Below are 15,710 nucleotides of genomic sequence, written 5' to 3'. Positions count from 1 at the left end.
TCCATCAACACCGCTCAACCGCGAGCCAACGACTGGAGACGAACATGGCCCTGCACGACCCCGACACCGACCTGCAACGTGAAGCCGAGCTTGACCGCGCCACTCGCGAGCAGGCGCACCTGATCCTGTCCGGAATCAAGGCCGGCAGCCGCCTGAACACCGCGGCCATGATCGAAGCCTTGGCCGAATACCTGGGCGACGAACAGGCGCTGGCCAGCCTGATCCAGCGCACCGCGCGCGGCGAGAACGCCTTCGGCGAGCTGCTGCAGAAGCTGGCCCTGGAAGCGGGCGAACAACAGGCCCGCGCCGAGCTGGCGCGCCGGAACGCACGGGCCGCCTGAGCATGAACACCACCGCCAACCACGATCAACCGAAGCTCAAGGGCGAACTGCTGACCTCGTACGTGCACCACGGCTTGAAGCTCGACCTCTACGGCGAGCTGGATGAAGAGGGTTACTTCGTCTACGGAGTTGCCCTGTCTGGCAGCAATGTGAACCTGTTCGACCTGGTTTCGGAATCGGAGATCGAGAGCATGCAGAAGTGGTGCGACGACAACTTGCCGACGGCCGAGGAATTGTATCGGGAAGGGTTGGCAGAGCAGCGCGCCGAGAACGCGATCTGGCACCGGGAGTTTGCAGCCTGAGTTTCACGGTGCGCCGCGCCCCGTAAAGCGCGGATTGCCTTGCCCGGGTCAGGAAAACGGGACAGTGGGAACTGAGCATGCCCTGACAGCCGGAAAGACGGCACAGACAACCGAGCCGGCCGCACCGGCGCCAACGACAGGAGAGCAGGGATGCAGCACACGAAAACACCTTGGCGGGTCGGCAAGCCGACGCAGATGGGCGCCGTCGTCGCAGATGAACCGGTGCCGGAAATCGGCGGAAGCGACTGTGTCGACTACTACGGTGGCCACCTGGTCGCCGAGTCGATCGCGCCGCGCAATGCCGAGTTCATCGTCCGCGCCTGTAACGCGCACCAACAGCTGGTGGCGGCGCTGGATCGCTTGGTGAACGCTCCCGGCGATCCGAGTCTTGAAGACTGGGCGGCAGCTCGTGACGCACTGGCCGTAGCAGGTGCCGCATGACCGCTGCCGTCCGCATCCTGCGCCGCTTGGTGCGCCGCGCCACGAAGCCGCTGCGCCTGTGGATCACCGAGCGCCAGATGGAGAAGTCGCGCGAGAACGTCAGCTACTTCGAATCGGTGCGCGCTTACCTGGCGCAGAAGGAGCGCGAAGAGGTCGAGCGCCAGACCCAGCTGGCCGCGCGCCGCATGTCGATCGAGAGAGGCCTGGCATGAGCCGCCGCTGCTGCAATAACGCCTGCCGGCAGGGCCGCACCTGTCCGGTGAGCACCGTGCGCTTCCCGACCCGCCGCAATCTGCTGAGCCGTGCGCTGTCCGCGCTGGGCGACGCCTGCGATACCTATCCATGGCTGCCGATGGCGATCGCGCTGGCAGCACTTTTTGTCGTCAACTCCTGAAGGATCCACCACATGAATCAAGTAGTCGCCAGCCCGGCCAAGAGCCTGAGCAACTTCCTGACCCAGTACAAGGGCCAGATCGCCAACGCGCTGCCGAAGCACATCAGCCCGGACCGCATGGTCCGCCTGACCATGACCGCGTTCAGCCAGAACTCCGCCCTCCAGAAGTGCGACCTGCATACGATCTTCGGCTCGGTGATCGTCGCCTCGCAGCTGGGCCTGGAGATCGGCGTGGGCGGGCAGGGCTATCTGGTCCCTTACGGCAAGAACTGCACCTTCGTCCCGGGCTGGCAAGGCCTGGTCGACCTGGTCTCGCGCGCCGGCCGCGCCACCGTGTGGACCGGGGCCGTGTACGTGGGCGACGAGTTCGATTGGGCGCTGGGCGACATGCCCTATGTGAAGCACCGCCCGGCGGGCGGCGGCGACAGCTGGCGCGACATCACCCACGTTTATGCGGTCGGCCGGGTCAACGGCAGCCAGTACCCGGTGCTGGAGGTCTGGACCATGGACCGCGTGCAGAAGCACCTCAAGAAATACAACAAGGTCGGCGGCCAGCATTACGCGCTGAAGGGCGACGGCCAGAACATGGAGATGTACGCTCGCAAGGTGGTGCTGCTCCAGGTGCTCAAGTACATGCCGAAGTCGATCGAAGTGCAGCGCGCCATGGACGTGGCCAATGCGGTCGACGCCGGCAAGCCGTTCACGATCGACGGCGACATGGTCGTCATCGATGACCGCGGCGACGACCAGGGCGACACCGGTGCTGGCGGCGACAGTACCGGCAGTCAGGCCGGTAACGGTGGCGCCGCCCGTGCCGGCGCCGAGAAGCCGGTGTGCACGCCGGAAGAGTTCGAAGCCAAGAAGGCCGAGTGGCGCGGCCTGGTCACCTCCGGCAAGAAGACTGTGGCGCAGTTGGTGGCCATGATCCAGACCCGCCAGATCCTCACCGAAGAGCAGAAGCTGACGATCGACAGCTGGGCCCACGAAAACGACTAAACCCGCAACGTTCCCGCGCAAGTGGGAACCACCTCCACCTGACCAAGGAAATAGACATGCAGATCCACGATCTCGCCCAGGGTAGCCCCGAGTGGCAGCAGTACAGGCTTGAAAAGTTCGGCGCCAGCGAGGCGGCCGCGATGCTCGGTATCTCGTCGCGCGTCTCGCGCACCGAGCTGCTGCGCATGAAGGCGACCGGCACCGCGCAGGAGTTCAGCGACTGGGTCCAGAAGAACATCCTCGACTATGGCCACGAAGTGGAAGCGCTGGCGCGCCCGCTGGTCGAAAACCTGATCGGTACCGAGCTGTACCCGGTGACCTGTTCGGACGGCCTGCTGTCGGCGTCCTGCGACGGACTCACGATGGCCGAAGACGTCGCCTTCGAACACAAGCAGTGGAATCAGGCCCTGGCCGACGCGATCGCCGCCGGCGAGCTGCCGGAAGAGTACATGCCCCAGCCGCAGCAGATCATGATGGTCACCGGTTGCAGCAAGGTGGTGTTCGTCTGCTCCGATGGCACGCTCGACAACTTCGTGTATCTGGATGTGCTGCCGGACCCGGCCTGGCAGGAGCGCATCGAGGCGGGCTGGGAGCAGTTCGCGAAGGACCTGATCGACTTCGTGCAGGTCGATTACCCGACGAAGCCCGAAGCCGAGCCGATCATGCAGCTGCCAGCCCTGGTGATCCAGATCCGCGGCGAGGTGGCCACCAGCAATCTGCCGGCATTCCAGGCGAAGGCCGAGCGCTTCATCGCCAGCATCAAGACCGACCTGGTAACCGACCAGGACTTCGCCGACGCTGAAGCCACCGTGAAATTCTGCGAGAAGGCCGAAGGCGACCTCGAGCAGGCGAAGCGAGCCGCGCTCGAGCAGACCGCCGACATCGCCGACCTGATGCGCACGATCGACCACATCAGCGAGCAGCTGCGCGCCAAGCGCCTGACCCTGCAGCGCACCGTGAAGGACAAAAAGGAGCTGATCAAGGCCGGGATCCTGGCCGAGGTGAAGCAGGCCTTCGAAGACCACGTGGCCGCGCTCAACCGCGAGATCGCGCCGCTGCGCCTGGTGTACCAGACCCGCGACTTCGCCGGCGCCATGAAGAACAAGCGCACGCTGGCCACGCTGCAGGACGCCGTCGACACCGAGCTGGCGAACGGGAAGATCGCCGTGGACGCAATCGCCGCCGCGGTGCGCGGCCGGCTGACCTGGTTCCGCGAGCACGCCGTCGGCCACGAGTTCCTGTTCGCCGACCTGCAGACCGTCATCCAGAAGGGCGACGAAGACTTCCAGCTGGTGGTGCGCACGCGGATCGAGAACCACAAGCGCCAGGAAGCCGAGAAGGCGGAGCGCGCGCGCCAGGAGCAGGAAGCAGCGCGCGAACGTGCGGAAGCTGAAAGCCGGCGCCGAGCAGAAGCCGAGGCGCGTGCACGCGAGGAGGCCGTCGCACGTGCCCAGGCCAGGCCGGCCGAGGTGGCCCAGGTGCAAACCGAACCGCAAAATATTCCGGAAATTATTCCTGAGCCAGCGCCTGCCAGCGCAGAGGTCACCCCGATCGCCGCTGCGCGCCCGGCTGCCGCCGGCACGCCGCCGACCCTGCGCCTCGGCCAGATCGCCGAGCGCCTGGGCTTCTCGCTCACCGCCGACTTCCTCGCGTCGCTGGGCTTCGCCGCCGCCGGCCGCGATCGCGCCGCGGTGCTGTACCACGAAGCCGACTGGCCCTCGATGTGCGCAGCGCTGATCCGTCACATCACCACCGCCGCGCAGGCGCAGCAGGCTGCCTGATATGACCGGCCAGCGTGCTTGCCTCTGGACCGTCCTGCGCTGCCGTGAGCAGGCCTTCCAGCAGTTCCTCGGAGTCGACGGCGAAGAGGCGGCCGCGCGCCGGGTGAAAGAAGTGTGCGAAGTCAGCTCGCGCGCCGAACTGGACCGCGACGCGGCGGCTCAGGCGCGCTGGAACGAACGGATCCGGCGCGCCTACCAGAAGCACCTTGAAAACGAAAACACCCTACCCACCCAGGAGAACTGAAAGATGAAAGCCAATGTGAAAAACGACCATACCACCCTGAAGCGCGATGCAAACGGCTACGGCGCCCTGCCGGGCTTCGAAAATTTTCCTCTGCCGGAGCAGGATCTGGCGCAGCTCGCTGTCATTAACGGCTATGAGGTTCATGTCGTCAAGATGATGGATGACATGACCGCCGACACGTCGATCCTTTCTGGCTGGGTCAACGGAGAGAACAACATCAGCGCATGGCAGCCGCCGGCGCCGGAGGGTGACAACTGGCGCCTGGTGATCGTCGCCGAACACGAGGAAGGTCCGTTCGCGGTCTTCGCTCGCCCGGGCGTTCACGGCGTTGCCGACGGCAAGGCTTATGCGCAGGAGTTCCTGTTGGGCGCGATGATCAAGGCGGCCACTAAGCACCTGAAGACCCTGTCGAAGCCCTGGATCGACATGAAGGAGGGTGAGCAGAAGCGCGTGCTGGCCACCGTGCAGCAAGACTGCCGCAACGCCGTGCGCGACGCGATCGACATCATCGCCAGCAATGCGCGCATGACGTTCCCCGCAGCCGTCGACCAGGTCGTGTTCAAGGATGGCGTGAAATGCGTGCTGACGCTGGCCAAGGGGGACTGGGCGCACAGCCTGGCCGACGCCGAGGGCGGATTCGTCACCATCGTGATCGAGGAGCGTTCGAAGCTGCTGGACGAGGGTGATTCGCTGGCCGTCGAGCCAGACCAGAAGTCCCTGCTCGGCGAGGCGGCCTGACCATGGCAGCGCTGACGCTCGAATGGAAAGACGCAGCGGCGGCGCTGCCCGACGACGACACCCTAGTGCTGATCGCACTGGACAACGGCGAGGTCTGGCCCGCCGAGCGCGACTGCGGCCGCTGGATCTACATCAGCGGCTGCGAGATCCGCAAGCAGGTCACTCACTGGATGCACCTGCCGCCGGCGCCAGCCGCGGCCCACAACGATAACAACGAGGAAACGAAGCATGCCGCGTGACGCAACCCTGACCCGCGAGGTCACCCACTTCCACTTCTGCTGCGGCATCGGTGGCGCCGCCAAAGGCTTCAACAAGGCGAACCCGCGCGTTGGCGCGGTCGCCGCGCGCTTCCGCTGCCTTGGCGGCGTCGACGTGTCGCCTTCGGCCATCCGCGACTTCCACCGCCTGGCGGGCGTGCCGGGAACGGTGATGGACCTGTTCACCCGCGAGCAGTACATCGCCTTTCATGGCAAGGAACCGCCGGCGGATTGGCGCGAGATGGGCCCGGCCGACATCCGGCGCGCCGCCGGCAACGAACGCCCGAACATCGTGTTCATCAGCAGTCCGTGCAAGGGCGCGTCCGGGCTACTGTCCGAGACCATGAGCCAGACGCCGAAGTACCAGGCGCTCAACGCGCTCACGCTGCGCTGCATCTGGCTGATGGCCGAGGCCTGGGCTGACGACCCGGTCGACCTGATCGTGTTCGAGAACGTGCCGCGGCTGGCCACGCGCGGAAGGCACCTGCTGGACCAGATCAACCAGGTGCTGCAGAGCTACGGCTATGCGGTGGCCGAGACCACGCACGACTGCGGCGAGCTGGGCGGCTTGGCCCAGTCGCGCAAGCGCTTCCTGCTGGTGGCGCGTCACGCCGAGAAAGTGCCGCCGTTCCTGTACGAGCCGGACAAGAAGCGCCTGCGTGCCGTGGGCGATGTGCTGGGCCGCATGCCGTTCCCCGGCGACCAGGCCGGCGGCCCGATGCATCGCATTCCGCGCCTGCAGTGGAAGACCTGGGTGCGCCTGGCGTTCGTGGAGGCCGGCAGCGATTGGCGCAGCCTGAACCGCTTAGCGGTCGACAACGGCCACCTGCGTGACTACCTGATCGTGCCGGAGATGCACCGCGGCGCCCTGGGCGTGAACGACTGGAGCCAGCCGACCGGCACCATCACCAGCCGCGGCTTCCCCATGAATGGAAACTTCTCGGTCGCAGACCCCCGCCACATGGGCCCGGACAAGCATAGCAACGAGCTGCGCGTCGGCGAATGGGACGATGCAGCCCGCGTGGTCTCCAGCGCGCACGGCACGGGCCAATGCATCGCCGACCCGCGCTACACGAACAGCGGTGACTACGGCCAGCTCGGCGTGCGCAGCTGGGAGGAGCCGACTGGCACGATTACCGCCCAGCGCTCGCCTATCCAGGGCGGTTTCTCGGTTGCCGACCCGCGCGCCGGCGGCGCCGACACGCACAAGAACGTGTATCGCATCGTCCCGTGGAGCGGCGCGGCCGGCACGGTCACCAGCGGCCACGGCCCGAGCAGCGGTGGTGGCTGCGTTGCCGACCCACGGTCGACCAGCGCGTTCGACGGCGCGGGCAAGTACATGGTGACGCCATTCGATGAACCGGCCGGCACCGTGATCGGCGCTAGCACCACGGGGCAGGGCGCCTTCGCGGTCGCAGACCCGCGCACCAGCATGAACGGAACCCGCGGAAAAGGCGACGCCTACCTGACCGGCGGCCACTACGGCGTGGTGCCCTGGGATTCGCCGAGCGGCGCCGTGAGCGCTGCCGCGCGCCAGGACAATGGCCGCTGGTCGGTCGCGGATCCGCGCGTGCTGCCGGCGCTGGACCAGAAGACCGTCGCCATCATCCGGTCGCTCGACGGCACCTGGCACCGCCCGTTCACTACGCTCGAGCTGGCCGCGCTGCAGAGCCTGATCGAGCCCGAAGAGTTCCTGCTGCTGGACGGCGCGAGCGACAGCGTATGGCGCGAGCACATCGGCAACCTGGTGCCGCCGGATGCGGCGACGGCAATCGCGGAAGTCATGGGCACCACGCTGCTGCTGGCCTGGGGCGGTGAAACCTTTGTGCTGAGCGCGACCCCGATCTGGGTGCGCAATGTGGCGCTCGCCCTGACGATGCCAGGGCAGGGAGCAGCAGCGTGAATCAGGCCGACATCTACGGTGCCTGCGCGCACCGGCGGCCGACGAAGTCTTTACCGCCCTCGATGGTGGAGGGCTCCCGATTCATCGTTGCATACGTTCACGACCTCATGAATGTAGTCGAGAGTGGTGCGAAGCATGGCATAAACGTGTTCCGTAAAGTTATGCAGTTCCTCTGCGCTCAACCCGCCGTAATGCGCAATCGTTCCGGTGAAGAGCTTCTTTGCGGAGTCAAGCTGGTCGGAAACGTGTGCGAGCTTAACGGCTGTGTTATTGCGAAGAGCAACCAATGGAACCAGCTCGCCCATTTCCCACGGCGCGATAGAGGACAGCCTGAATTGCATGTCCTTCAGATTATCGACGGACAGCTGAATGGGTGTTTCCAACGACGTCGACAGCGTCTGACATGTGCTGGAAACCATCGCCTCTGCATGCACGAGTCGCAGAACCATGCGGGCCGCGTGCAGGCGCGCCAACGTCAGGTCGTCGTTGGCCTTTTGTCGAGACTGCGAAGTTGCAAGGTAGATCGTCCCGATCAAGGTTCCCACCGTGCCAATCGCGCCTACCCAAGCGGCCCAGTCGCCGTTTTTGAAACCAACCGATGTACCAGTGTGAGTTAGCCCGACCACAACGGCACCCAACAGACCCCAGAGAAGATAGCGCTTGATCATCGATTCGCAAGAATATTTACGTGAAGGAATATTAACATGAGCCGGACCCCACCCGAACTGCTCGCCCCGTATAAGTCCGCCCTGGTGGCCGCTGGCCGCGACGCGATGCGCGTCATCCACGAGACCGGCGCCGCCGGCGCGCGCTATGAGATCCCCGGCACCGTGCCGCAGTGCCTGATCGTGATCGGCGAGGAAGCTGAGGTCGCGAAGCTGCTGCGCGCGCCGTCTCGCGAGCCGATGCTGGGCGGCCGCCGCGCTGGCGATCCGCCGCCCGATCTGCTGCAGTGGGAAGAGCCCACGCCCGGCGCGGCGCGCAAGTGGACGATCCTAATGACCAGCGAGGGCCACGGCCTGGCCGGTGTCTTGGGCAGCAAGTTCGAGCACGCGCCGGACAAGTACGAGCGCATCGACGTGGTGGAGCTGGAGCCGTTCGTGGACCAGCTGGCATCGGCGCTCGAGCAGAACGCCCAGCACCTCGAGACGGTGCAGCAGCTGCGCGCGCAGATGGCGGAGCTGCAGCGCCAGGTCGTGGCCCGCGACGCCGTGCTGGAAGAGGCGGCGCTGGCTGCTGAGCAGGTGGAGGATCAGTACCACAGGCACCAGAGCACGCGTTACCCCGAAATGCGCGACGACGCCGAGAGCGGCGCCGCCGCGTGCGTCTTCGCGATCCGCGCGCTCAAGGGCCAGCTTGCTGCTGCCCCAGCGGCAGTCGCCCAGGAAGGCGGTGCTGCGTGATCCCAGCGTACCCGCTCCAGTGGCCGGCCGGCTGGCCGCGCACGCCCGCCGCCGAGACCAGGCCGGGCCGGTTCGGTGTGAAGAGATCCGACAAGGCCTACACCACCTTCGGCGAGATCACCATTGCCGAGGCGACAAAGCGGGTGCTTGCCGAGTTGGCGCGCATGGGCGTCGACCGCCAGGACGTGGTGATCTCGACCAACCTGGCCCTGCGCTTGGATGGCCTGCCGCGCTCCGGCCAGGCCGCACCGCGCGACACCGGCGCGGCCGTGTACTGGCAGACCCGGAAGGGCGAGCGCCGGGTGATGGCCATCGACCAGTATTACCGCGTCGAGGAGAACCTGGCAGCCATCGCGGCGACGCTGGACGCCATGCGCGCGATCGAGCGGCACGGCGGCGCGCAGATCCTCGACCGGGCCTTTACCGGGTTCACGGCGCTGCCGGCGCCGACCGCGCGCCGCTCCTGGCGCGAGGTGATGGATTTCGGCGCGGCCACGCCCACCAGCGACCAGCTGCGCCGTCGATATCGCGAGCTGGCCAGCACCAGGCACCCGGACCGCGCTGGCGGCAGCGATGCGGCGATGTCGGAGCTGAACGTGGCCCTGGCCGAGGCCGAAAAGGAGATCAGGATGAAAAAGGAGGATTGACGATGCTGCGATACGTGACGATCCCGAAGTTCGCCGAACAGTCGGGCTACACCGAGGACGCCATCCGAACCAAGATCCGGGACGGGATATGGCTGGAAGGCAAAATATGGACGAAGGCGCCCGATAACCGGGTGCTCATTGACGTGGAAGGATATAGGGAATGGGTAGAGACGGGCGGGGAGTTAAAGCTGCGTCGGAAAGCAGCATCGAAATCAGTTTCATGTATAAGGGCGCCAGGTGCCGGGAAAGGGTCCCTCTCAAGCCCACGGCCGCTAACCTGAAAAGGGCGGAGCAGCACCGCGCGGCGATCCTACACGCGATCGCCAGCGGCAGCTTCGACTACAAGGCGACGTTCCCGGAGTCGAAGATCGCAGCCAGATTCGAAGAAGCGGAGGCGACGCCGGGGGAGCTGACCACGGTCGCCGACTTCCTCGATAAGTGGCTGGACGCGCAGAAGCTCGAGCTCAAGGCCAGCACCTACGACACCTATAGGAAGATCGTAATCGGCAAGCTTGATCCATGGTTCGGCAAGCTGAAGCTGCCCGAGCTGAGGCGCAAGCACGTACGCGACCGACTGGCGAGCTACCCGGCCGGGAACAAGACCCTGGGCAACATTCAGAGTGTGCTGCGCGCGGCGCTCGACGCTGCCCTCGATGACGAGCTGATCGAGATCAACCCGCTGGCGGGCTACACCTACAAGAAGAAGAAGGCGCTGACGAAGCCCGAGGACGAGATCGACATCTTCGACCGGGCCGAGCAGGCAGCGATCCTGGCCGCGCTGGAAGGGCAGGGCCGCAACCTGGTGCAGTTCGCGTTCTGGACCGGGCTGCGCACGTCGGAGCTGGTTGCACTGGACTGGGGCGACATCGACTTTCTCCGCGGCGTGGTGCGGGTGTCGCGCGCGCAGACGCAGCACGCCGATGAGCCAGAAGCCCCCAAGACGGACGCGGGCCGGCGCGAGGTGAAGCTGCTGGAGATGGCGGCCGAGGCGTTGGCAGCGCAGAGGGCGCACACCTACCTGAAGGGCAAGGAAGTCTTCCAGAACCCACAGACCCTTGAACGCTGGGCCGGGGATCAGCCGATCCGCAAGACCATGTGGCAATGGGCGTTGAAGCGCGCCGGGGTGCGCTATCGCTACCCGTACCAGACCCGTCACACCTACGCCAGCATGATGCTGTCGGCCGGAGAGCATCCGATGTGGGTGGCGCAGCAGATGGGGCACAGCGACTGGTCGATGATCATCCGCCGCTACGGCAAGTGGATGCCGGAGGCCGACAGTGGCGCGGGCAGCAGGGCAGAGGAAATCTTCGGAAAGAAAAAGGACGCCGCGAAGGTCTCCGGGGCGTCCTGATCGGGCTGTCATTATGTTGGCATTACCAGCCCCATTCGGCCCGGTTCTACCCCATTTAATGGCAGCATGCAGAATCTAAGTCATTGATTCTACAGAATGTACTGGTGGAGGCGGAGGGAATCGAACCCTCGTCCGCAAGCACTCTACAGACAGTTCTACATACTTAGCACTATCGATTAATTTAACCTGGACAACGGGGATGTGCACCCTTTGTACAAGCGAGTCACCTATTTTTTAACAGTCGACCAAGTGACCCGGCCTACTGCGAGCCCCTGTAAATGACTCTACTGCCTTGCGGCCACCCCAGGGGCGAGGTGTTGTAGAGCTAGCAGCAATTAAGCTGCGAGTGCGTACGAGTTATCGTTTGCAGTTATTGATTTCTGGATGTATTTACGAGGTAACCAGTCCTCGGTATGCCCTGCGCTGCTTTGCAACCCACGTCGAAACCAGGTCGCCCCCAACGAAAGAACGTTCATTGTACTCCAATTCGGCGGCCCGTGCAGCCGGACTGCTTAGAACCCGCTTAATGTCAAGTAGGTCGAATAGATATGCTCACAGCATGACGAAACTGCAATATCATGGCCCGGCTACGCGCTCTGCGTCACACTCCGACTAGGGATGGCAATGGTCTGTATCGTCTGCGGTAATACCCAAACTGCGGGGCTCGCATCGTGGCATGCGACCTGTCCGGCATGCCAGTACGAAAGCGCGGCCTTGTCCGTCGCGATCAACCAGCATACCGGGCCCGAGGTCAACGAGGCCGAGCGCGAAGCCGGCCTGAAGGCCCTGCGGCTCGAGAATTTCCGTGCCATCGTCCAGTACGCCAAACGCCATGTGCGGCCCGGTGCGCGCAGCCTGCTCGATGTGGGCAGCGCCCACGGCTGGTTCCTCGAGACGGCGCGCGAGGATTTCGACGTGCTCGGCGTCGAACCCGACGCGGTCGTCGGCGCCCGCGCCGCCGCACGCGGCCTGCCGGTGCGCGCGGGCTTCTTTCCCGACGTGCTGGACGAGGACGAGCGCTTCGACGTGATCGTCTTCAACGACGTCATCGAGCATATCCCGGACATCCGCAGCGCCCTCGACGCCTGCCGGCAGCGCCTGAATCCGGACGGCATCCTGATCCTCAACCTGCCGAACAGCCGCGGCTTCTTCTACCGCCTGTCCAAGACGATCGCGCGCCTGGGCTGGCGTACGCCCTTCGAGCGGCTGTGGCAGAAAGACCTGCCGTCGCCGCACGTGCATTACTTCAGCACCGGCAACCTGGCGCAGCTGGTGGCGGGACGGGGCTTCGACCTGGTCGACAGCGCCGAGCTGCCGGCCCTGCGCGCCAAGGGATTGCGCGAACGGCTGAGTTGCGCCGGCAATGTCCCGCTGGTCTCGCTATGGGTGCAGTACATCGCCATCCTATGCGCGATTCCGGTTCTGCGCATCTTCCCGAGCGACATCATCGTCTGCATTTTCCGAAAAAAAGCCGCAGGCTGAGTGCCTGCGGCTTTTGGACGGTGAACCTGCTGCTTAACGGTTGCGGTTGGCGATCTCGTTGCCGAGCATGCCACCGCCGATGATGCCGGCCACGGTGGCGAGCTTCTTGCCGTTGCCGCCGCCGATCTGGTTACCGATCAGGCCGCCGATCACGGCGCCGGTTCCGATGCCGACATAGTTCGGCTGGGCCGGGGCCGGGGCCGGGGCCGGCTGCGGATAGTAGCGCGGCTCGCTCCTCGGCTTCGCGTGCACCACACGGGTCTTCTCGACCACCCTCACCACCGGCTTCTCACGAATCACTTCCTTGATCACGACCGGTGCTGGTGCGGGCTGGGCCGCAGGCTGCATGTAGGCGACCGGCATGGCCATCTGCGGCGCCGGACCGGCTGCCAGCTGGGTGGCCAGCTGCGGCGTCACCGGGGTGGCCGACAGCGGCTGGCCCTGGACCGCGGCAGCCGGCACCATCACGACCTGGCCTTGCGCCGTCGTCACCGGCACGAACTGCGGCTGTTGCACCGGCTGCTGCGCCGCGTAGGGCGAAGCGGCTGCCAGCTGGGCTGCCGGGACGTCGGGTGCGCTGTTCGAGTTCGGCAGCAGGCCGGTGATGGCGGCGGCGCCGGTCAGGCTGACAATCACGACCGACGCGGCGGCAGCGGCCATCAGGGGATGAATGCGGTTGAGGCGGGTGGTTTCCATGTTCTTCTCCGTAAATGACGTTGTTGTCGTATGGGAGTAGATTACCGGTGAGCCCGCCGTAGAACTAGACCAAAGCCTGTATCAATCGTAAAGACTTGTAAGCGGCCGGCGCTCCGGTGGCCGGCACTCCGGCAGGCTAGGCGGCCGACCTGGCCGCGCCTGCGCTTTCCACCACGGTGCGCAGGGTCTGCAGCAGGTCGGTCGGGGTGTCGAGCAGGTAGTCGGCGCCCCAGGTCGAGGGTTCGATGGCGCCGCAGTAGCCCCAGTTGCAGGCCACCGTGACCATGCCGGCGGCGTGGCCGGCTTCGACGTCGCGCTTGTCGTCGCCCACGTACCAGCAGTGCGACGGGTCGACGCCGAGGCGGCGCGCGCCTTCCAGCAGCGGGGCAGGGTGGGGCTTGGGGAAGCCGGTGGTGTCGCCCGATACCACGCAGCCCGCGTGCGACAGGCCGATCTGCGGGATCAGCGGGTCGGTGAAGCGCGCCGGCTTGTTGGTGACGATGCCCCAGGCCATGCCGGCCTGTTCGATCCCGTGCAGCAGTTCGGTGATGCCGCCGAACAGCGAGCTGTGCACCGCCATGGTTTCCTGGTAGCGGTCGAACCACTGCATGCGCAGCTCTTCATAGCCCTCGTCTCCCGGCGCCAGGCCGAAGGCGGCGCCGATCATCCCGCGCGCACCGGCGGACGCGGTGGGGCGCAGTACCGAATACGGGGTCGGCGGCAGGCCGCGCTCGGTACGCAGCCAGTTGACGGCGGCCGCGAGGTCGGGCGCGGTGTCGGCCAGCGTACCATCGAGGTCGAACAGGATGGCACGCGGTGCCGGCAGGACGGTCAGGAGAGTCATGGAAAGTTCGGGCTGAAGTTCAGAGCGGCTTGGTGCACGCCACCATGTAGTTCACATCGGTGTCGTTGTTGAGCGAGTAGATCTTGGTGAGCGGGTTGTAGGTCAGGCCCTTCAGGCCGTCGACCTGCAAACCCGCCAGCCGTGCGAACTGCGAGAGTTCGGCCGGCGTGATGAATTTGGCGTAATCATGGGTGCCGCGCGGCAGCATGCGCAGGACGTATTCCGCGCCGATGACGGCGAACAGATAGGACTTCGGGTTGCGGTTGAGCGTCGAGAAGAACACGTGGCCGCCCGGCTTGACCAGGGTGGCCGCGGCCTGCACGATCGAGGCCGGATCCGGCACGTGCTCGAGCATTTCCATGCAGGTGACCACGTCGAACTGGCCGGCTTCCTCGGCAGCCATCTCTTCGGCCGCGATGTGCTTGTAGCGCACTTCGACGCCGGATTCCAGGCTGTGCAGGTCGGCGACCTTCAGCGCCTTTTTCGACAGGTCGATGCCGGTGACCTTGGCGCCCTTGCGCGCCATGGCTTCGGACAGCACGCCGCCGCCGCAGCCGATGTCGATCACTTTCCTGCCCAGCAGCGGGGCGCGCGCGTTGATCCACTCGAGACGCAGCGGGTTGATTTCGTGCAGCGGGCGGAATTCAGACGTCGGGTCCCACCAGCGGTGCGCCAACTCGCTGAATTTCTGGATTTCTAATGGGTCTGCGTTCGTAGTCATACTCGGATCATACTGGAAATGGGGCTTGTCACGGAGTGCCGCACAGAAAATTTGTAATCGGCTGTAGACGGACTCTTGGGCTTACTTCTTGCCATAAACGAAAAAAAACCCCGCCTGAGCGGGGTTTCGTTGCGCAAAGCGCAAGGATTACTTGTTGACGGTACGGGTACCGACGACTTCGATTTCCACGCGGCGGTTCTTGGCGCGGCCGCTTGACGTCTTGTTGTCGGCTTCCGGCTGCTTCTCGCCCTTGCCTTCGGTGTAGATGCGGTTCTCTTCCACGCCCTTGCCCTTCAGGTAGGCCTTGACGGCTTCGGCGCGGCGGATCGACAGTTTCTGGTTGTAGGCATCGGTGCCGATCGAGTCGGTGTGGCCGACGGCAATGATGACTTCCAGGTTCATGTCGCCCAGCTTCGAAACCAGGTCGTCGAGCGATGCCTTGCCGGCCGGCTTCAGCACGGCCTTGTCGAAATCGAAGAAGGCGTCAGCCGAGTAGGACACTTTTTCCGAGGTCGGGACCGGGGCAGGCGCCGGGGCAGGTGCCGGTTCAGCGACCGGGGCTGGCGGCGGCGGTGGCGGCGGCGGCGCGACGCACTTGCCGTTTTCGAGCTTCTCCGGCGGCACGCACAGCGGCGCGTCGCAACCCGGGACCGCGTCTGCCGGGGTCCAGTAGCCGGTACGCCAGCACAGGCCGAAAGGATTGCGGGCGATCACGCCGCGGCTGTCCTGCACGTAGGCGCTGTAGGGGGTACGCGCCTTGATGTCGGTGGTCAGCGGGGCATACGGCGCATCGCTTTGGGCGAATGCGTTGCCCGCGAGCGCAGCCGAAGCAGCGAGCAGGAGGGTGGCCAGTTTATTCATGTTTTTTTTCCTTTCGGTAAATTCCGTGCGAAAGCAGCGTAGCGTGTACTCAAAACATTAACACAGTGTCCACGTTGCATGTTTCGCATTGTGAAACAAGCAATTAATTTCCTGTCCATTTTGCCACATGCACCAAAATCGCACGACTGCACCTAAATCAAACGCAATGCATATTCTTGTTGACGTTGTTTTGTTGCAACATTCAGTCAAGCGGACCAGGCCGACATCGACAATGCTGGAACTGTCCGCCTCCGAAACTGGAATTGTGCTGGTGCTAAGTGGGCCATGGTAGAATCGTCCGTTGCAAC

The 15,710-nt window shown here is 65.1% G+C and carries 20 protein-coding genes and 1 other RNA gene; 15 read left to right on the top strand and 6 right to left on the bottom strand.

Annotation, left to right across the window (positions count from 1 at the left end):
* The first annotated feature begins 44 nt into the window (after positions 1-44).
* From AC56LK_RS17545 to AC56LK_RS17495, 11 genes are all read left to right on the top strand, one after another.
* Entirely contained in the window at positions 45-341 is a 297-nt protein-coding gene (locus tag AC56LK_RS17545) for a hypothetical protein (RefSeq protein ID WP_497185767.1), read from the top strand.
* Positions 342-343: 2 nt separating this feature from the next.
* Positions 344-643, top strand: a complete 300-nt coding sequence (locus AC56LK_RS17540) for a hypothetical protein (RefSeq protein ID WP_497185766.1) — start codon at positions 344-346, stop codon at positions 641-643.
* A 150-nt stretch (positions 644-793) separates the two neighbouring features.
* The gene (locus AC56LK_RS17535; protein WP_497185765.1) at positions 794-1,084 is read left to right on the top strand and encodes a hypothetical protein; all 291 of its coding nucleotides are present in this window, start codon (positions 794-796) and stop codon (positions 1,082-1,084) included.
* Positions 1,081-1,296 carry a hypothetical protein gene (locus AC56LK_RS17530; RefSeq protein ID WP_497185764.1) on the top strand — a complete coding sequence of 72 codons (216 nt, stop codon included), beginning with the start codon at positions 1,081-1,083 and terminating at the stop codon, positions 1,294-1,296. Before AC56LK_RS17535 ends, AC56LK_RS17530 begins: the two co-directional genes overlap by 4 nt.
* Complete coding sequence (locus tag AC56LK_RS17525) at positions 1,293-1,478, top strand: hypothetical protein (RefSeq protein WP_497185763.1); 186 nt, start codon at positions 1,293-1,295, stop codon at positions 1,476-1,478. Before AC56LK_RS17530 ends, AC56LK_RS17525 begins: the two co-directional genes overlap by 4 nt.
* A gap of 12 nt (positions 1,479-1,490) precedes the next feature.
* Complete coding sequence (locus tag AC56LK_RS17520) at positions 1,491-2,474, top strand: recombinase RecT (protein WP_497185762.1); 984 nt, start codon at positions 1,491-1,493, stop codon at positions 2,472-2,474.
* A gap of 56 nt (positions 2,475-2,530) precedes the next feature.
* The gene (locus AC56LK_RS17515) at positions 2,531-4,255 is read left to right on the top strand and encodes a YqaJ viral recombinase family protein (protein WP_497185761.1); all 1,725 of its coding nucleotides are present in this window, start codon (positions 2,531-2,533) and stop codon (positions 4,253-4,255) included.
* A 1-nt stretch (position 4,256) separates the two neighbouring features.
* The gene (locus AC56LK_RS17510; protein ID WP_497185760.1) at positions 4,257-4,499 is read left to right on the top strand and encodes a hypothetical protein; all 243 of its coding nucleotides are present in this window, start codon (positions 4,257-4,259) and stop codon (positions 4,497-4,499) included.
* A 3-nt stretch (positions 4,500-4,502) separates the two neighbouring features.
* Positions 4,503-5,237 carry a hypothetical protein gene (locus tag AC56LK_RS17505; RefSeq protein ID WP_497185759.1) on the top strand — a complete coding sequence of 245 codons (735 nt, stop codon included), beginning with the start codon at positions 4,503-4,505 and terminating at the stop codon, positions 5,235-5,237.
* Positions 5,238-5,239: 2 nt separating this feature from the next.
* A complete protein-coding gene (locus tag AC56LK_RS17500; RefSeq protein WP_497185758.1) occupies positions 5,240-5,476 on the top strand; it encodes a hypothetical protein in 237 nt (78 codons plus the stop codon).
* Positions 5,466-7,397: a DNA cytosine methyltransferase gene (locus AC56LK_RS17495; protein WP_497185757.1), complete on the top strand. Its 1,932-nt coding sequence runs from the start codon at positions 5,466-5,468 to the stop codon at positions 7,395-7,397. Before AC56LK_RS17500 ends, AC56LK_RS17495 begins: the two co-directional genes overlap by 11 nt.
* Positions 7,398-7,447: 50 nt before the next feature.
* Here the strand turns inward: AC56LK_RS17495 and AC56LK_RS17490 are convergent, their stop codons facing one another.
* Positions 7,448-8,065, bottom strand: a complete 618-nt coding sequence (locus tag AC56LK_RS17490) for a hypothetical protein (RefSeq protein ID WP_497185756.1) — start codon at positions 8,063-8,065, stop codon at positions 7,448-7,450.
* A gap of 36 nt (positions 8,066-8,101) precedes the next feature.
* Here AC56LK_RS17490 and AC56LK_RS17485 point away from each other — a divergent pair, with 36 nt between their 5' ends.
* From AC56LK_RS17485 to AC56LK_RS17475, 3 genes are all read left to right on the top strand, one after another.
* Positions 8,102-8,800 (top strand): hypothetical protein, encoded by a 699-nt coding sequence (locus tag AC56LK_RS17485; protein WP_497185755.1) that lies wholly within the window; start codon positions 8,102-8,104, stop codon positions 8,798-8,800.
* Positions 8,797-9,447, top strand: a complete 651-nt coding sequence (locus AC56LK_RS17480) for a J domain-containing protein (RefSeq protein WP_497185754.1) — start codon at positions 8,797-8,799, stop codon at positions 9,445-9,447. Before AC56LK_RS17485 ends, AC56LK_RS17480 begins: the two co-directional genes overlap by 4 nt.
* A 160-nt stretch (positions 9,448-9,607) precedes the next feature.
* Entirely contained in the window at positions 9,608-10,798 is a 1,191-nt protein-coding gene (locus AC56LK_RS17475; protein WP_497185753.1) for an Arm DNA-binding domain-containing protein, read from the top strand.
* A gap of 102 nt (positions 10,799-10,900) precedes the next feature.
* Here AC56LK_RS17475 and ssrA read toward each other — a convergent pair.
* Positions 10,901-11,257, bottom strand: a transfer-messenger RNA (tmRNA) gene (ssrA, locus tag AC56LK_RS17470).
* A 255-nt stretch (positions 11,258-11,512) separates the two neighbouring features.
* Between ssrA and AC56LK_RS17465 the strand changes: the two genes are divergently transcribed.
* Entirely contained in the window at positions 11,513-12,280 is a 768-nt protein-coding gene (locus tag AC56LK_RS17465) for a class I SAM-dependent methyltransferase (RefSeq protein ID WP_497185752.1), read from the top strand.
* Between the two features lie 33 nt (positions 12,281-12,313).
* On the opposite strand, the gene AC56LK_RS17460 is transcribed toward AC56LK_RS17465, so the two are convergent.
* From AC56LK_RS17460 to ompA, 4 genes are all read right to left on the bottom strand, one after another.
* Positions 12,314-12,976, bottom strand: coding sequence for a glycine zipper 2TM domain-containing protein (locus AC56LK_RS17460; RefSeq protein ID WP_497185751.1), 663 nt, complete (start codon positions 12,974-12,976; stop codon positions 12,314-12,316).
* Positions 12,977-13,112: 136 nt separating this feature from the next.
* Positions 13,113-13,820 carry an HAD family hydrolase gene (locus AC56LK_RS17455; protein WP_497185750.1) on the bottom strand — a complete coding sequence of 236 codons (708 nt, stop codon included), beginning with the start codon at positions 13,818-13,820 and terminating at the stop codon, positions 13,113-13,115.
* Positions 13,821-13,839: 19 nt separating this feature from the next.
* A complete protein-coding gene (ubiG, locus tag AC56LK_RS17450; protein ID WP_497185749.1) occupies positions 13,840-14,541 on the bottom strand; it encodes a bifunctional 2-polyprenyl-6-hydroxyphenol methylase/3-demethylubiquinol 3-O-methyltransferase UbiG in 702 nt (233 codons plus the stop codon).
* A gap of 147 nt (positions 14,542-14,688) precedes the next feature.
* Complete coding sequence (ompA, locus tag AC56LK_RS17445; RefSeq protein ID WP_497185748.1) at positions 14,689-15,402, bottom strand: outer membrane protein OmpA; 714 nt, start codon at positions 15,400-15,402, stop codon at positions 14,689-14,691.
* Between the last annotated feature and the right edge of the window lie 308 nt (positions 15,403-15,710).

It is taken from the genome of Telluria sp. ZB4P36 (assembly GCF_059685865.1).
Note: the sequence above shows the minus strand (reverse complement) of the source record. Positions and strands in the feature narration are given on the sequence as shown.

Excerpts from the sequence above, each read along its gene's own strand:
- AC56LK_RS17545 (WP_497185767.1), top strand. The coding sequence starts at position 45 with ATGGCCCTGCACGACCCCGACACCGACCTGCAACGTGAAGCCGAGCTT.
- AC56LK_RS17540 (WP_497185766.1), top strand. The coding sequence starts at position 344 with ATGAACACCACCGCCAACCACGATCAACCGAAGCTCAAGGGCGAACTG.
- AC56LK_RS17535 (WP_497185765.1), top strand. The coding sequence starts at position 794 with ATGCAGCACACGAAAACACCTTGGCGGGTCGGCAAGCCGACGCAGATG.
- AC56LK_RS17530 (WP_497185764.1), top strand. The coding sequence starts at position 1,081 with ATGACCGCTGCCGTCCGCATCCTGCGCCGCTTGGTGCGCCGCGCCACG.
- AC56LK_RS17525 (WP_497185763.1), top strand. The coding sequence starts at position 1,293 with ATGAGCCGCCGCTGCTGCAATAACGCCTGCCGGCAGGGCCGCACCTGT.
- AC56LK_RS17520 (WP_497185762.1), top strand. The coding sequence starts at position 1,491 with ATGAATCAAGTAGTCGCCAGCCCGGCCAAGAGCCTGAGCAACTTCCTG.
- AC56LK_RS17515 (WP_497185761.1), top strand. The coding sequence starts at position 2,531 with ATGCAGATCCACGATCTCGCCCAGGGTAGCCCCGAGTGGCAGCAGTAC.
- AC56LK_RS17510 (WP_497185760.1), top strand. The coding sequence starts at position 4,257 with ATGACCGGCCAGCGTGCTTGCCTCTGGACCGTCCTGCGCTGCCGTGAG.
- AC56LK_RS17505 (WP_497185759.1), top strand. The coding sequence starts at position 4,503 with ATGAAAGCCAATGTGAAAAACGACCATACCACCCTGAAGCGCGATGCA.
- AC56LK_RS17500 (WP_497185758.1), top strand. The coding sequence starts at position 5,240 with ATGGCAGCGCTGACGCTCGAATGGAAAGACGCAGCGGCGGCGCTGCCC.
- AC56LK_RS17495 (WP_497185757.1), top strand. The coding sequence starts at position 5,466 with ATGCCGCGTGACGCAACCCTGACCCGCGAGGTCACCCACTTCCACTTC.
- AC56LK_RS17490 (WP_497185756.1), bottom strand. The coding sequence starts at position 8,065 with ATGATCAAGCGCTATCTTCTCTGGGGTCTGTTGGGTGCCGTTGTGGTC.
- AC56LK_RS17485 (WP_497185755.1), top strand. The coding sequence starts at position 8,102 with ATGAGCCGGACCCCACCCGAACTGCTCGCCCCGTATAAGTCCGCCCTG.
- AC56LK_RS17475 (WP_497185753.1), top strand. The coding sequence starts at position 9,608 with ATGGGTAGAGACGGGCGGGGAGTTAAAGCTGCGTCGGAAAGCAGCATC.
- AC56LK_RS17460 (WP_497185751.1), bottom strand. The coding sequence starts at position 12,976 with ATGGAAACCACCCGCCTCAACCGCATTCATCCCCTGATGGCCGCTGCC.
- AC56LK_RS17455 (WP_497185750.1), bottom strand. The coding sequence starts at position 13,820 with ATGACTCTCCTGACCGTCCTGCCGGCACCGCGTGCCATCCTGTTCGAC.
- ubiG (WP_497185749.1), bottom strand. The coding sequence starts at position 14,541 with ATGACTACGAACGCAGACCCATTAGAAATCCAGAAATTCAGCGAGTTG.
- ompA (WP_497185748.1), bottom strand. The coding sequence starts at position 15,402 with ATGAATAAACTGGCCACCCTCCTGCTCGCTGCTTCGGCTGCGCTCGCG.